This window comes from Hyphobacterium vulgare (assembly GCF_042643335.1).
In the GTDB taxonomy this organism is placed as follows: domain Bacteria; phylum Pseudomonadota; class Alphaproteobacteria; order Caulobacterales; family Maricaulaceae; genus Hyphobacterium; species Hyphobacterium vulgare.
The window spans coordinates 41,308-54,177 of the sequence record NZ_JBHRSV010000016.1 but is presented as its reverse complement, the minus strand read 5'-3'; the positions used below and the strand labels follow the sequence as shown (position 1 = coordinate 54,177).

General features: G+C 66.6%; 15 protein-coding genes. 8 read left to right on the top strand and 7 right to left on the bottom strand.

What is annotated here, in order from left to right; genetic code table 11:
- Positions 1-21: 21 nt before the first annotated feature.
- The gene (locus ACFOOR_RS08375) at positions 22-462 is read left to right on the top strand and encodes a VOC family protein (RefSeq protein WP_343164438.1); all 441 of its coding nucleotides are present in this window, start codon (positions 22-24) and stop codon (positions 460-462) included.
- Here the strand turns inward: ACFOOR_RS08375 and hslV are convergent.
- From hslV to ACFOOR_RS08360, 3 genes are all read right to left on the bottom strand, one after another.
- Positions 459-1,013 carry an ATP-dependent protease subunit HslV gene (hslV, locus tag ACFOOR_RS08370; RefSeq protein ID WP_343164437.1) on the bottom strand — a complete coding sequence of 185 codons (555 nt, stop codon included), beginning with the start codon at positions 1,011-1,013 and terminating at the stop codon, positions 459-461. The two genes, ACFOOR_RS08375 and hslV, sit on opposite strands and share 4 nt — an antisense overlap.
- A 284-nt stretch (positions 1,014-1,297) precedes the next feature.
- Entirely contained in the window at positions 1,298-3,388 is a 2,091-nt protein-coding gene (locus ACFOOR_RS08365) for a putative bifunctional diguanylate cyclase/phosphodiesterase (protein WP_343164436.1), read from the bottom strand.
- A gap of 259 nt (positions 3,389-3,647) precedes the next feature.
- Positions 3,648-4,649 (bottom strand): adenosine kinase, encoded by a 1,002-nt coding sequence (locus tag ACFOOR_RS08360; RefSeq protein ID WP_343164435.1) that lies wholly within the window; start codon positions 4,647-4,649, stop codon positions 3,648-3,650.
- 175 nt (positions 4,650-4,824) lie between these two features.
- Here ACFOOR_RS08360 and ACFOOR_RS08355 point away from each other — a divergent pair, with 175 nt between their 5' ends.
- From ACFOOR_RS08355 to ACFOOR_RS08345, 3 genes are all read left to right on the top strand, one after another.
- A complete protein-coding gene (locus ACFOOR_RS08355; protein ID WP_343164434.1) occupies positions 4,825-5,712 on the top strand; it encodes an ATP-grasp domain-containing protein in 888 nt (295 codons plus the stop codon).
- Positions 5,713-5,815: 103 nt separating this feature from the next.
- Positions 5,816-6,724, top strand: coding sequence for a class I SAM-dependent methyltransferase (locus ACFOOR_RS08350; protein ID WP_343164433.1), 909 nt, complete (start codon positions 5,816-5,818; stop codon positions 6,722-6,724).
- Between the two features lie 46 nt (positions 6,725-6,770).
- Positions 6,771-7,256, top strand: coding sequence for a DUF6438 domain-containing protein (locus ACFOOR_RS08345; protein WP_343164432.1), 486 nt, complete (start codon positions 6,771-6,773; stop codon positions 7,254-7,256).
- A 16-nt stretch (positions 7,257-7,272) separates the two neighbouring features.
- Here the strand turns inward: ACFOOR_RS08345 and nth are convergent, their stop codons facing one another.
- Entirely contained in the window at positions 7,273-7,935 is a 663-nt protein-coding gene (gene nth, locus ACFOOR_RS08340) for an endonuclease III (RefSeq protein WP_343164431.1), read from the bottom strand.
- Between the two features lie 62 nt (positions 7,936-7,997).
- Positions 7,998-8,624, bottom strand: coding sequence for a LysE family translocator (locus ACFOOR_RS08335; protein WP_343164430.1), 627 nt, complete (start codon positions 8,622-8,624; stop codon positions 7,998-8,000).
- A gap of 85 nt (positions 8,625-8,709) precedes the next feature.
- On the opposite strand from ACFOOR_RS08335, the gene ACFOOR_RS08330 reads away from it, so the two are divergent.
- From ACFOOR_RS08330 to ACFOOR_RS08315, 4 genes are all read left to right on the top strand, one after another.
- Positions 8,710-9,264, top strand: coding sequence for a DUF2244 domain-containing protein (locus tag ACFOOR_RS08330; RefSeq protein ID WP_343164429.1), 555 nt, complete (start codon positions 8,710-8,712; stop codon positions 9,262-9,264).
- Positions 9,261-10,112: a bifunctional helix-turn-helix domain-containing protein/methylated-DNA--[protein]-cysteine S-methyltransferase gene (locus tag ACFOOR_RS08325; RefSeq protein WP_343164428.1), complete on the top strand. Its 852-nt coding sequence runs from the start codon at positions 9,261-9,263 to the stop codon at positions 10,110-10,112. The genes ACFOOR_RS08330 and ACFOOR_RS08325 overlap by 4 nt, the downstream gene beginning before the upstream one ends.
- Before the next feature lie 171 nt (positions 10,113-10,283).
- Entirely contained in the window at positions 10,284-10,817 is a 534-nt protein-coding gene (locus ACFOOR_RS08320) for a hypothetical protein (protein WP_343164427.1), read from the top strand.
- Between the two features lie 29 nt (positions 10,818-10,846).
- Positions 10,847-11,311: a VOC family protein gene (locus ACFOOR_RS08315; RefSeq protein ID WP_343164426.1), complete on the top strand. Its 465-nt coding sequence runs from the start codon at positions 10,847-10,849 to the stop codon at positions 11,309-11,311.
- On the opposite strand, the gene ACFOOR_RS08310 is transcribed toward ACFOOR_RS08315, so the two are convergent.
- Together ACFOOR_RS08310 and dapB are read right to left on the bottom strand one after the other, a co-directional pair.
- Entirely contained in the window at positions 11,312-11,941 is a 630-nt protein-coding gene (locus ACFOOR_RS08310; RefSeq protein ID WP_343164425.1) for a helix-turn-helix transcriptional regulator, read from the bottom strand.
- An 88-nt stretch (positions 11,942-12,029) separates the two neighbouring features.
- Complete coding sequence (gene dapB, locus ACFOOR_RS08305; protein WP_343164424.1) at positions 12,030-12,839, bottom strand: 4-hydroxy-tetrahydrodipicolinate reductase; 810 nt, start codon at positions 12,837-12,839, stop codon at positions 12,030-12,032.
- Between the last annotated feature and the right edge of the window lie 31 nt (positions 12,840-12,870).

The following is a 12,870-nucleotide window of genomic DNA, read 5'->3' as shown; positions in this document are numbered from 1 at the left end:
CCAGTGCCGGAGGGTGCCGCAATGACAGAGCGTCCGCGTTTCCACCTCGCCTTTCCCGTCCACGATCTCGAAGCCGCACGCGGTTTCTATGGCGGCATTCTCGGCTGTCCCGAGGGCCGCGAGGATCCCGGCCACTGGATCGATTTCGACCTCTATGGCCACCAGATCGTGGCGCATTTTGCGCCGGAAGAATGCGGCGGGGCGGTCACCAATGACGTCGATTCGAAGAAAATTCCGGTCAAGCATTTCGGCCTCATCCTCGACTGGGCCGAATGGGAGGCCCTGGCGCAAAGGCTGAAGGGTGCGAACGTGCCCTTCCTGGTCGATCCCTATGTCCGTTTTGCCGGAAAGCCGGGCGAGCAGGGCACGTTCTTCGTGATCGATCCGTCCGGCAATGCGCTGGAATTCAAGAGTTTCCGCGAGGAGCGGATGATTTTCGAGAAGACGCTCCAGGCGCACTAATCGCCCAGGCTCTCCACCACGAGATTGCCATTGGTGTAGACGCAGATATCCGCCGCGATCGCCATGGCGGCGCGGGCGATCTTTTCCGGATCGTCCTCATAGGCGTTGAGCGCGCGGGCAGCCGACAGGGCGTAATTGCCGCCGGACCCGACCGCGACGATGCCGTCTTCGGGCTCGAGCACATCACCGGCCCCGGTGATCAGGAAGGTGGTCTCCGCGTCGCCGACGATCAACATGGCGTCGAGGCGGCGCAGATAGCGGTCGGTGCGCCAGTCCTTGGCGAGCTCGACGCAGGCGCGGGCGAGCTGGCCGGAGAATTGTTCAAGCTTGGCTTCGAGGCGTTCGAACAGGGCGAAGGCATCGGCGGTGGCTCCGGCGAAGCCGGCGATGACCTTGCCGCCGGCGAGGCGGCGGACCTTGCGGGCGTTGGATTTCATCACGGTCGGGCCGACCGAGACCTGGCCGTCGCCGGCGAGCACGAAACGCCCGCCCTTGCGCACGCCGAGAATGGTGGTGCCGCGCCAGCCGGGTTTTGAGTCGTTCTCAGTCATCATGGAAATGCGCCCGTTCGTGAGTGATTGCGGACGCCAGATGTGGACCGGGGGCACGGGGCGTTCAAGGGTCTCTATTGGGTTCTCCCTCGCTCCGCTCGGTCGATCCTCGCTAAAGCTGCGGGCGGGCAGTCGCCCTTGCGAACCCTTCGGGTTCGAAACCGGTTCTCCCTCGCCTCCGCTCGGTCGATCCTCGCTAAAGCTGCGGGCGGGCAGTCGCCCCCCGCGAACCCTTCGGGTTCGGGGCAGAGCGTCCTTCTCCGGGACGTTTGACCGAGAGGTGATCAGGCCGTACGGCGCGCGCCCATGGGCTGGTTCATGAAGGCCTCGAATTCGTCGGCCGGGATCGGCCGCGAGAACAGGAAGCCTTGGGCCAGGGTCGCGCCCTCCTCGCGCAGAAGCGCGAGCTGTTCGGCGGTTTCCACGCCTTCCGCGACCGTCTTCAGCTTCAGTGCCTTGGCCATCGCCAGGATGGTCTCGACCACGATGCGGGCGTGCTTGTCCTCGGCCACGCCGCGCACGAAGCTCTGGTCGATCTTGAACACGTCGAAAGGCATGCGCGTCAGGTATGACAGCGAGGAATGCCCGGTGCCGAAATCGTCGATCGCGAAGGACACACCGCGGTCACGCAGCGGCTGGACCTGTTCGATCACCCGTTCGGGATCCTTCATCGCGATGGATTCGGTCAGTTCGATCTCGAGCAGGTGCGGGTCGAGACCGCACTGTTCGAGCGTTTCCATCACCGACAGGGCAAAGCTCTCGCGTTCGAACTGCATCGCCGAGACATTGACCGCGATCGGTACATTCATGCCCTGGCGCGCCCATTCGGCAGCCTGTTTGCAGGAGGCCTTCATCACCCAGTCGCCGATTTCGCCGATCAGGCCGCATTCCTCGGCCGCGCCGATGAAGGCGCCCGGCGACAGCAGGCCGGCGGTCGGGTGCAGCCAGCGCACAAGGGCCTCCGCGCCGCGGACCTCACCGGTCTCGATGCAGATCTTCGGCTGGTAGAAGACGACGAGCTGGTCTTCCTTGACCGCTTCACGCAGCTCGTTTTCCAGCACCAGGCGCTCGAAGGCGGACTGGTTCATGCTGGGTTCGAAGAACTGGACCGCATTGCCGCCGGAGCGCTTGGCGTGGGCCATGGCGAGGTCGGCGTGACGCAGCAGGGTTTCCGGATCCGCCCCGTCTTCCGGGAACATGGCCACGCCGACCGATGCGCCGAGGAAGACCTGGTGACCGGACACTTCGAACGGACGGCGGATCGCGCCGATGATCTGCTGGCCGATGCGTGCGGCGTCGGCCTCATTGTCGATCTGCGGCAGCATCAGGGTGAATTCGTCGCCGCCAAGACGCGCCACCAGCGAGGGCTCACCCTCGGAGCCGTTGGCGAGGTCGCAAGCGCGCGCCGTTTCGCGCAGACGCCGGGCGACCATTTCCAGAAGGCGGTCGCCCTCACCGATGCCGAGCGAGTCGTTGACGCGCTTGAACCGGTCGAGATCGAGGAAGAGGACGGCCCCGCGGGTATTGTCCTCGACTGCACGGCGCGCGACCCGCTCGACTTCCTTGCGGAAGCGTTCGCGGTTCGGCAGCTCGGTCACCATGTCGACATAAGCGAGGCGGTGAATGCGTTTCAGGTTGGCGTCGATGCGCGCCAGCATGCGGTTGAAGGCGTTGGCGAGCACTTCAAGCTCGTCACCGGTCTTCACCTCGATGCGCACGTCGAGCGATTTGGTGGAGGCCTGGCGCGCGGCTTCGGTCAGCTGTGCGATCGGGCGCATGGCGCGTCCGATGGCGATCGCCGCGATGGGCAGGACCAGTCCGAGCGCGAAGATCGACAGGAAGAAGTGACGGCGAGCCGTATCGGCGGCCGCGGCGCGCAATTCGTCGAGCGGGGAAATGATGTAGACCGCCCCGGCGAGACGCCCGGCGCTGGTGTAGACCGGCGTCGCAACGTGGACCGTATCGTCGCGGCGTTCCAGGCGCATTTCGCCCGCGCCCAGCGCCATGACGATCAACGGATCGGCGGCCAGCGAAGCATGCTGGGCGATATTCGTGTCGGTCTGGACGATCACGCGGCGGCGAATGTCGGTGATGAAGGCCTCGGACACGTCCGGGCGCTCGATCATGCGCTCGACCCGGCGGGTCATCAATTCCTCATCGAGGTCGATGATGTCGTCGGACACGTTGAGGGCGAGGATCTGGCCCAGCATGCCGGCGCGTTCGATCAGGCGCTCTTCGAGGTCCTGGCGCGCGGCATGGTTCTCCATCAGCACGAGCAGAGCGGTGGCGAAGGCCAGAAGTAGCCCTACCAGCAGGGTGAATTTCATCACCAGCGACCGCATGCAGCGCGCCACGACGTTACGGATCGGCGCCATCAGAGCGTCCTTCCTGCACGGCGGGAGGTGCGCGCTTCGCTCGCGCAAATCGCGGCGATCGCGTGTCTTTGAGAGACCGGATTCATTCGTTCCACCACCCGTAATTATCCATTCGGATGGCGGACACTCGCAGAAATGCCTTGAAACGCGGTTAAGGCGGCGATCAGGTTTCGTTAACGGGGGTCGGGAAAATTGTCCGACGCCCGTTCACTTTAGCGCAATGCCTTCATGCCGCGCCTATGGTTGACGCGACACCGCCCTAGCTCAGGCGAGCATTCTTCCGGCCGGCCAGATCGGCCAGGCTGGTTTCCGGCCGGGCGCCGAAATGGGAAATCACCTCGCCGGCCGCGATCACGCCGAGACGGCCGCAATCGGCCAGCGGCAGGTCGCGCGCCATGCCCAGGAGGAAGCCCGCTGCAAAGAGGTCGCCGGCGCCGGTCGTATCGACGACTTTCTCGACCTTGTCCGCCGGCACTTCCGCGGTTTCATCACCCCGCACGATAACCGCGCCCTTTTCCGAACGCGTCACGGCGGTAACCTTCGTTTCGGCGCGCGCGCGTGACAGCGCCTCGTTGAAATCCTCCGTTTCGAACAGGGATTTCAGCTCCGCCTCGTTCGCCATCAGGATATCGATGTGATTGCGCACCAGGTGGCGGAAGCTTGACCGGTGTCGGTCGACGCAGAATGTGTCGGACAGGGTCAGCGCCGTGCGGCGGCCGGCGGCTTCGGCCAGCTCGGCGGCGCGCACGAAGGCGCGCTTCGCATCGTCTCGGTCGAACAGATAGCCTTCCATGAAGGTGATGTTCGCGGCGGCGATCTTCTCCGCGTCGACATCGTCTTCGGAGAAGAAGACCGAGGCGCCGAGGAAGGTGCACATGGAACGCTGGGCGTCCGGCGTGACATTGATCAGGCAGCGCGCGGTGGCGGGGCCGAACTTCAGCGGCAGGGTGGCATAATCGACACCCGCGGCATTGAGGTCATGGGTGAAGATCTCGCCCAGCGCGTCGTCGGCGACCTTGCCGACATAGGCACCGTGGCCGCCGAGTGACGCCACACCGGCCAGGGTGTTGGCGGCGGATCCGCCAGACACTTCGCGGCCCGGAGCCATTTTCGAATAGAGATCGCGGGCGCGGCCCTCGTCGATCAGCGTCATGCCGCCCTTCTCGATGCCGTTGTCGGTGAGGAAGGCGTCGTCGCAGGGGGCGATGACGTCGACGATGGCATTGCCGACACCGAGAATGTCGTAGCGCAGATCAGCCATGGAATACTCCGCAGGATCAGTATGAGGGCCGCCGCCGGGGCGACCGCTTGGAAGGTTCGCGGGTGCTTTACGGGAGCGCGCCCTCGCGCGCAAGGCGAGGGCGGGCCCCCGGCCAGGGGCCATCCTGCACGCTGGTGGCTTGCGCCCCGCCGACGGGAGGGCTAATCGCCGCGGCATGATCCGAATCGCCTTTCTCACCGCAAGCTGCATGATCGAAGGTACGCCGGGCGCGCGCAGCGACGCCTGGGAGCACACGCTCGAATTCGCGGCCATCCGTCCGGCGTGCGAGGCAGCCGGAATCGAACTGGTCGAGGCGATCTGGGACGATCCCGGCTTCGATCCGGCGGCGTTCGACGCGATCGTCGTCGGAACCTGCTGGGATTACATGCAGCAGCCCGAGACCTTCCTCGCCGCGCTCGACCGGTTCGCAGCGGTACAGCCAGTGCTCAATCCCATCGAGACGATCCGCTGGAATACCGACAAGGGCTATCTCGCCGAGCTCGAGACAGGGGGCATCCCCACGATACCGACCCTGTGGGCGGACCGCGCCGATGCCGCTGCCGTGGCGCGCGCCTTCGCCGCCTTTCCCGAGAGCGACCGTCTGGTGATCAAGCCGCGCGTTGGCGGCGGAGCCTGGCGCCAGGCGCGGGTGTCGCGCGGCGAAGCCCTGCCGCCGGCTGACGAAATGCCGCCCGGCGCCTGCCTGATCCAGCCCTTCCTCGGTGCCGCCGAACGCGAGGGCGAAACCACGCTGCTGTTCTTCGACCGGGTGTTCTCGCATGCGCTGGTGAAACGCCCGAAGCCGGGCGACTATCGCACCCAGTCGATGTACGGGGCGACCGAAGCCGCCGTCGAACCCGACGGTGAAGCGCTGCAGACCGCCGCCGCGGCGCTTGACGCGGTGGAGGGCGAGCTTCTCTACGCGCGGGTCGATCTGATGCGCCGGGACGACGGGCGATACGCCGTCATGGAACTCGAACTCATCGAGCCGTATTATTATCCCGAGCAGGGGCCCGAACTCGGACGCCTCTTCGCGGCCGGGCTGAAGCGCCTGGCGGGATAATCTTTCCCGATTGCCTTGTCAGGGCCGTACGGGATTGTTAGGCCACACGCGCCCGCGCCCCTCGCGGGCTTCGAAGAAGCGAATAGTGCGGAGGCTTCCCTCGATGGATGAAGCCGGAACGCGTCCTGACCGGACCAAACTCGACGACACGGGCAAGGCTGTCTTCACCCAGATCTACGACCGGCCGGACCCGCGGGATTATTATCTCACGCTCGGGCGGCACAATTACCTGATCCCGGATGCCGCCGCGCCGGTCTTCCAGTCGGTGTATGCCGCCTATCGCCAGGTCCGGCACGCCAACCGGCTGCACATCACCGATATCGGCTGTTCCTACGGGATCAATGCGGCGCTGCACAAATACGGGCTGTCGATGTCGCAGCTGCTGGCGCGCTATGCCGCCAAGGATGCCGCCGGGATCAGCTCTGCCGCCCTTGAAGAGGACGACAAGCGCTTCTTCCGCTCGCTCGAACCGGTGGACGATCTTGTCTTCTACGGGCTCGACGTGGCGGCGAACGCCATTCGCTACGGCATTGCGACACGGGTTCTCGATGACGGGTCGGCACGAAATCTCGAAGAGGCGCCGCTGAACCCGGACGAGGCGCGTCCGCTGGGCGCGACCGACATCATCATCTCCACCGGTGCGGTGGGTTATGTCACCGAGACGACGTTCAAGCGCGTCATCGACGCCTGCGGCAAGGAAAAGCCGTGGATGGCGCTATTCGTCCTGCGCCAGTTCGACGCCGGCGATATCGCGCGGGCCCTGGAGTCCGAGGGGTATGTCTGCGAGGCGCTCGAAAGCGCGCTCTTCCCGCAGCGGCGCTTCACCGACGCGAATGAGCAACGCGAGGCGCTGGCCCGGCTCGCCGAAATCGGCCGCAAGCCCACCCCGGTCGAGGAAGCGGGATGGTATGCCGCCGATTTCGTGCTGATGCGTCCGGAAGCCGATGCGAAGAAACTGCCTCTGGCGCAGATGATGCCGGCCTCCCGCCTGCCCACGGCGAGCTATATTTAGGCCGCAATCCGGGGCAGAGTGTGCCGGGCAGACAGGAGTGACCCCGATGCGAGCCTTTCTGATCGCCGTTGCGGCTTTCGCCATCGCCAGCTGTGCGACCACGACCGACTCCGGCGGAAGCGGGGAGGTGCGCTCGATCACGATGGAGGACGAGCCCTGCTTCGGCTTCTGCCCGGTCTACCGGATCACGCTGACGCCGGGGGACGCATACGTCCTCGACGGGCAGCGGCACACGGCCACGCAGGGGATCAGCGAAGGCCAGCTTCAGACCGGCGCTTTCGCGGCCGCCGTGCAGGCGCTGGAAACCGCGAATTTCCGGTCGCTGCCGGAAGACCTGACCTACAACAACCCCGCTGCCTGCCCCGGCCCCCAGATCTCGGACATGCCCCATACCCGGGTAACGGTCGAATATTCCAACGGCACGCATTCCGTGCACCATTATCACGGCTGTTCGAGCCCGGACATGCGCGGCTTGCGCGAAACCCTGCGCGGGCTGGTCGAATACGACACGCGGATCCGCCCGCAGAACTGACACGAAGCGCCGGCCCTCAGGCCGGCGTTTTCGCGTCGAAGCGGCACAGATCGGCGATGGCGCAATTCGGGCAGTCGGGCTTTCGCGCCTTGCAGACATAGCGTCCGTGCAGGATCAGCCAGTGGTGGGCGCCCTTCATGAAGTCTGCGGGCGTGATCGCCTCGAGGCGTTTTTCCACCTCCAGCGGGGTCTTGCCCGGCGCCAGGCCGGTGCGGTTGGACACGCGGAAGATATGGGTGTCGACGGCGATGGTCGGTTCGCCGAAGGCCTCGTTCAACACGACATTGGCGGTCTTGCGGCCGACGCCGGGCAGGGATTCCAGCGCCTCGCGCGACTTCGGCACCTCGCCGCCAAATTCCTCGATGATCCGCTTCGACAGGGCGTGGACATTCTTCGCCTTGTTCCTGAAAAGCCCGATCGTCTTGATACGCTCGCGGATTCCGTCCTCGCCGAGCGCGACCATCTTCTCCGGCGTGTCGGCGGCGGCGAACAGGCCCTTCGTCGCCTTGTTCACCCCGACATCGGTGGCCTGCGCCGACAGGGCGACGGCGACGACGAGGGTGAAGGGGCTGGTATAGTCCAGCTCGGTGCGCGGATCGGGGCGGATTTCGGACAGCCGGGCATAGAGGTCGGCGGCTTCTTCCGTGGTGAAGGGCGGGATTGTCTTCGGTTTCGGCATGGGCAAGGGATTAGCGGCGCGGGACCGGGCCGTCATCCCGTTTCTTGCGTCACGGCCGGTGGTCAGGCTGCGGGCCGGGCGGTCTCGAAGAACAGCCAGACGGCAATCAGGACCAGAAGTGCCGACAGGATGCGCCGCAGGATCATCAGGCGCCGCCTGTCGCTGACCAGCGATTGCGCTTGGGCGGCGGCGAAGACGATGGCCGTGTGAATCATCGTGGCAATGATCACTGACAGCACGGTGAGTGCGGCCGCCTGAAGCGGCAGGCTGCGCGCCGGGTCGATGAATTCCGGCAGGACGGCGACATAGAAGAGCGCGGCCTTGGGATTGAGCGCGTTGATCAGAAAGCCGCGCGAGAAATGCTTCAGCGACCCGTCGGGCAGTTTCGCGGGCGAGGATTCGCCGGCCTCGCGCCAGCCTTCCCACGCCAGGTAGAGCAGAAACAGCGCGCCGCCCCAGCGCAGGACTTCGTAAAGAGCGGGCGCTGCGGTGATGAGCGCCGCGAGACCCAAGCCGGCGGCGGCGCCGATGACCAGCAGGCCGAGCGCGATCCCGGCGACGGCGGACAGACCCGCCTTGCGCCCCGACCCGGCCGAGAGCACGGCGATCCACGCCATGTTGGGCCCCGGCGTCACTTCGATGACGAGGACGGCGAGGGCAAAGCCGAAGAGGCCGGAGAGGTCGGGCATGAATTGAAGCTAGACCGGGCCGGGTGAAATCGTCACCTGCCAAAAACGCGCACCCGCCTATATCCTGCCGGCGATGACAACGGTCGTGGAAACCTGGCCCGCCGAGGCCGAGCCGCCGCCCCCGCCCGAGGGCGAATTGTTTCTCGACGCGGTTCTGGCGCCCAACCGGTCGCTTCCCAGCCCCGGCTTTGTGGCGCTGATGGCGACACTGATTGGCGTCAGCTTCGTGGCCGGGATCGTCTTCTTCGTGATCGGGGCGTGGCCGGTGCCGTTCTTTTTCGGCATCGATGTCGTCCTGGTCTGGCTGGCGTTCAGGATCAGCTACCGCGACGGGCGGCGGCGCGAACTGATCCGGATCGATCGCCGCCACGTCCTGGTGCATCGCCGCCATCCAAACGGACAGGTGCGCCATTATGTGATGCCGACCGCCTGGGTCCGCGCACAGGTGGCCGACCGCGGCGAACATCATGTGCAGTTCTCGCTCGGTGTGCGGGGACGGTCGCTGGTGCTGGGCAGCTTCCTGTCGCCGCCCGAGCGCGAGGACCTCGCCGATGCCGTGGCACGGGCGCTGACCCGCGCGAAAGCGCCGCAAGAAGCGGGTGGCGCGCCGGTCCAGGCCGGGGCAAGGTCGCCATCATGACGACCGCAACCCTCCATTCCTACGATGTCGAAGCCGCCGCGCGGGACTATCCGCGCGTCACCGAGGCGCTCAACTATCTCGGCGATCGCTGGCAGGAACATCCCGATCTCGCCGAGGCTGCGCGCGCGGCGGGATTGTCGCCGCACCATTTCCAGCGCGTCTTCACCCGCTGGGTCGGTGTCTCCCCGAAACGCTATGTTGGCGCGCTGGCCCATGGCGCGGCCCGCGACGCCATCGACGATGGTGCCAGCGTGCTCGACGCCGCCTTCGAGGCTGGCCTGTCCGGGCCGGGGCGATTGCACGACCTTTTCATCGCGCACGAGGCGATCACGCCGGGCGATGCCAAGCGCAAGGGGGAGGGGCTGGAGTTTACCTGGGGCGTTGCGCCGACGCCGTTCGGCGACGGCGTCTTCCTGATTGCGCCGCGCGGGCTTTCCGCGCTGGCCTTCACCGACGGGCGGAGCGAGACCGGGTTCGAGGATCTGCATGCGCGCTATCCGGCCGCGTCCTATCTCCGCGACGATCATGAGGCGCGGGCCTGGGCGACGCGCATCTTCGAGCGTGCGGGCGAACGCATTCCGCTCGCCCTTTACGGCACACAATGGCAGCGCCAGGTGTGGCGGGCGCTGTTGTCCATTCCGCCCGGCGCGACCACGACCTACAAGGCGATCGCCGAACAGGTCTGCACCGCCAAGGCGTCGCGCGCCGTCGGCGCGGCGGTCGGGGCCAATCCGGTCAGCTTCCTGATCCCGTGCCACCGGGTGCTGGCGTCGGACGGCCGGCTGACCGGTTATCACTGGGGCGTGGAACGCAAGCGCGCCATGCTGACCTGGGAAGCGGCGGGGTAGCGCTTGGCCTTCCCCCTCTCCCCCCGGGGTAGAGGGCCGGGGTGAGGGGTGACTTGAAGAAAACCCCTCATCCGGCCTTCGGCCACCTTCTCCCCCGAGGGGAGAAGGGGGTGACAGCCCGTTCCGCACTCAAGGGATGAAAGCGGCGCGAAAACGCCCTAGATAGGGGCGATGCCGAACATCTTCCTGATCGCCCTGTCCATCGCCCTCATCACCGCCGGTCTTCTGATCCTGCGCTGGGCGCTGGCGCGCGTCGCCCTCCTGAAGGATGCCGGGGAGGAATATGACGCCCGCCGTATCGACCGTCCGGGAACCGTCGCCGGTGTCGGACGGGAAGATTTCGTCCGCATCTATGTCTCGGCCAACGAGCCGCGCTGGGCGCTTTATGCCGCCGGGGCGCTGCTCGGTGCGGTCGTCCTGACCTTTCCGGGCCTGTTCCTGCTCAACACGATCTGGGAGGGGGTGCGCGCCGCGACCGGGGCGTCGGACGTGTTCGCGCCTGGCTATTATCCCTGGATGTTCTTCATGGCCTTCGGCCTCGTCGGCACCTGGGCGGTGTCCGGCATGATTGCGTCGAGCCTCTATTACCGCCGCGCGCCGGAAGGCTTCGAGGCGGCAATGATGCGCGCGCGGGGCACGCCGATCGAGGAGGTCGAGATCAAGCGCCGCCGTCCGAAATGGGCGCGCCGCGCCCGTCCTGACTGATTGTCCCGAACACCGAAGCGAGGTTCTTCATGCGCTATCTTCACACCATGTTGCGGATCTCCGACGTGGACGAATCGCTGCGCTTCTTCTGCCAGGGTCTGGGGCTGAAGGAAGTGCGCCGGATGGACAGCGAGAAGGGGCGGTTCACGCTGATCTTCCTGGCCAGTCCGCGCGACATCCAGCGCGGCGGGTTTCACATCGACGGCACCAGCGTGCCGGACGGCCTGCCCTGCATCGAGCTGACCCATAACTGGGACCCCGAGGACTATACGGGCGGGCGGAATTTCGGCCATCTCGCCTACCGGGTGCAGGACATCTATGCGATCTGCGCGCATCTGAAGGGCATGGGCTATACCATCCACCGGCCGCCGCGCGACGGGCGGATGGCCTTCGTGAAAAGTCCGGACGGGATCTCGATCGAATTCCTGCAATCGGGTGACGCGCTTGCGCCGCAGGAACCCTGGGCGTCGATGGAGAATACGGGGAGCTGGTGATCAGCGCCCGGTGTTCGCCGCCGTCACCGTCAGGCGCTTGATGCGTTCGGCGCGCAGCGGGCGCGGCCCAGCTTCGGTCAGAAGCGTCAGGATGACGGCATCGCCAAGCGTGGTCAGCGCGCTGGGGCGGCCCTCGATCTTCATCTCGCTCTCGTCGAGTTCGACATAGTCGATCCGCAAGGTGCGGCCGGCGGCGATGGCGCGTTCGAGCGCGCCCAGCACCGCCGGGACGGGTTTCAGCTCGCCGGGCTCCGGCAGGACGGGTTCGGCGGCGAGGCGCTGGACCCGGTCATCGCCCAGCACGGCGGACAGGGCGGCGAGCGAGCGCGCGGCGGTCTGCGCGCCTTCCTCCTTGGCGACCAGGGAGAGAATCCGCGCGCCGCGCCACAGGGTTTCGGCCTGACGCCAGGTCAGCGCCGGCATGGGCGGTCCGTCGCCCGGCGCGAGGACATAGCCCAGGCCGGCCTCGCCCTCGATCGGGATGCCGGACTCGATGAGTTTCGACATGTCCCGGTAGATCGTCCGCTCCGACACCGAAAAACGCTCGGCCAGCGCCTTGGCGGTCAGCGCGCCCGGGGCGGCTTCCTTCAGGGCGCGGACAAGGTCGACGAGGCGTTTGGAGCGGCTCATTTGAGGTCCTTCGGGGTATGAATGTCTTCTTCGCCCCGCAGGCGTGCGGCGTCAATGTCGGGCGTGGTCAAAGCGCTGTCGGGAGATGTCAGCCGGAGACGATATCGCGCATGGAATAAAGCCCTGGCGGCTTTCCGGCGAGCCAGCGCGCGGCATCGATGGCGCCGCGGGCGAAGACCCTGCGGTCATGCGCGACATGGCTGAGCGTGATGGTTTCGTAGTCGGACAGGAATTTCACGTCGTGTTCGCCGATCACCGCGCCGCCACGCACCGAAGCGACCCCGATCGTCCCAGGCGGGCGATAGCCGGTCTGACCACTGCGACCCATCATGGCGACCTGGTCGAAGGCCTGACTGCGGGCTTCGGCGATGGCTTCGCCCATCATCAGGGCAGTGCCGGACGGGGCGTCAGTCTTGGCGCGATGATGGGTTTCGACGATTTCGGCATCCCAGCGGTGCAGCGGCAGCGCGGCAGCGGCCTGGCGGACGAGATCCTCGAGAATGGCCACACCGAGCGAGAAGTTCCGGGCGGCGAGGATCGGCATACGCTCCGAGGCCGCCTTGAGGCGTTCCAACTGTTCGGCGTCGAGGCCGGTCACGCCGGTCACCATCGCGATCCCGCCCATGGCCGCGAGGCGTTCGGCCGCGGCAACCGTGGCGTCCGGCACGGAGACGTCGATCACGACGTGGGCGCCCTTGGCGCCCTCCTCAAGCCGCACGACGGCGCTCACGCCGGAAAAGCCCGTCCCGGCGAACACGCCAATGTCAGTGCCCGCGAACTCGGAATCCGAGCGAACGATCCCGCCATGCAGATTGCAGCGCCGGTCGAGCGCGATCTCGCCGACAATGGCGTGTCCCATCCGGCCCGAGACGCCGAGAATGGCAATGTTCACAGCCATGGGCCGACTCCCTTCGCATCACATTTGGCGA

Coding starts and splice junctions, on each gene's coding strand:
- ACFOOR_RS08375 (WP_343164438.1), top strand. CDS start 22: ATGACAGAGCGTCCGCGTTTCCACCTCGCCTTTCCCGTCCACGATCTC.
- hslV (WP_343164437.1), bottom strand. CDS start 1,013: ATGACTGAGAACGACTCAAAACCCGGCTGGCGCGGCACCACCATTCTC.
- ACFOOR_RS08365 (WP_343164436.1), bottom strand. CDS start 3,388: ATGGCGCCGATCCGTAACGTCGTGGCGCGCTGCATGCGGTCGCTGGTG.
- ACFOOR_RS08360 (WP_343164435.1), bottom strand. CDS start 4,649: ATGGCTGATCTGCGCTACGACATTCTCGGTGTCGGCAATGCCATCGTC.
- ACFOOR_RS08355 (WP_343164434.1), top strand. CDS start 4,825: ATGATCCGAATCGCCTTTCTCACCGCAAGCTGCATGATCGAAGGTACG.
- ACFOOR_RS08350 (WP_343164433.1), top strand. CDS start 5,816: ATGGATGAAGCCGGAACGCGTCCTGACCGGACCAAACTCGACGACACG.
- ACFOOR_RS08345 (WP_343164432.1), top strand. CDS start 6,771: ATGCGAGCCTTTCTGATCGCCGTTGCGGCTTTCGCCATCGCCAGCTGT.
- nth (WP_343164431.1), bottom strand. CDS start 7,935: ATGCCGAAACCGAAGACAATCCCGCCCTTCACCACGGAAGAAGCCGCC.
- ACFOOR_RS08335 (WP_343164430.1), bottom strand. CDS start 8,624: ATGCCCGACCTCTCCGGCCTCTTCGGCTTTGCCCTCGCCGTCCTCGTC.
- ACFOOR_RS08325 (WP_343164428.1), top strand. CDS start 9,261: ATGACGACCGCAACCCTCCATTCCTACGATGTCGAAGCCGCCGCGCGG.
- ACFOOR_RS08320 (WP_343164427.1), top strand. CDS start 10,284: ATGCCGAACATCTTCCTGATCGCCCTGTCCATCGCCCTCATCACCGCC.
- ACFOOR_RS08315 (WP_343164426.1), top strand. CDS start 10,847: ATGCGCTATCTTCACACCATGTTGCGGATCTCCGACGTGGACGAATCG.
- ACFOOR_RS08310 (WP_343164425.1), bottom strand. CDS start 11,941: ATGAGCCGCTCCAAACGCCTCGTCGACCTTGTCCGCGCCCTGAAGGAA.
- dapB (WP_343164424.1), bottom strand. CDS start 12,839: ATGGCTGTGAACATTGCCATTCTCGGCGTCTCGGGCCGGATGGGACAC.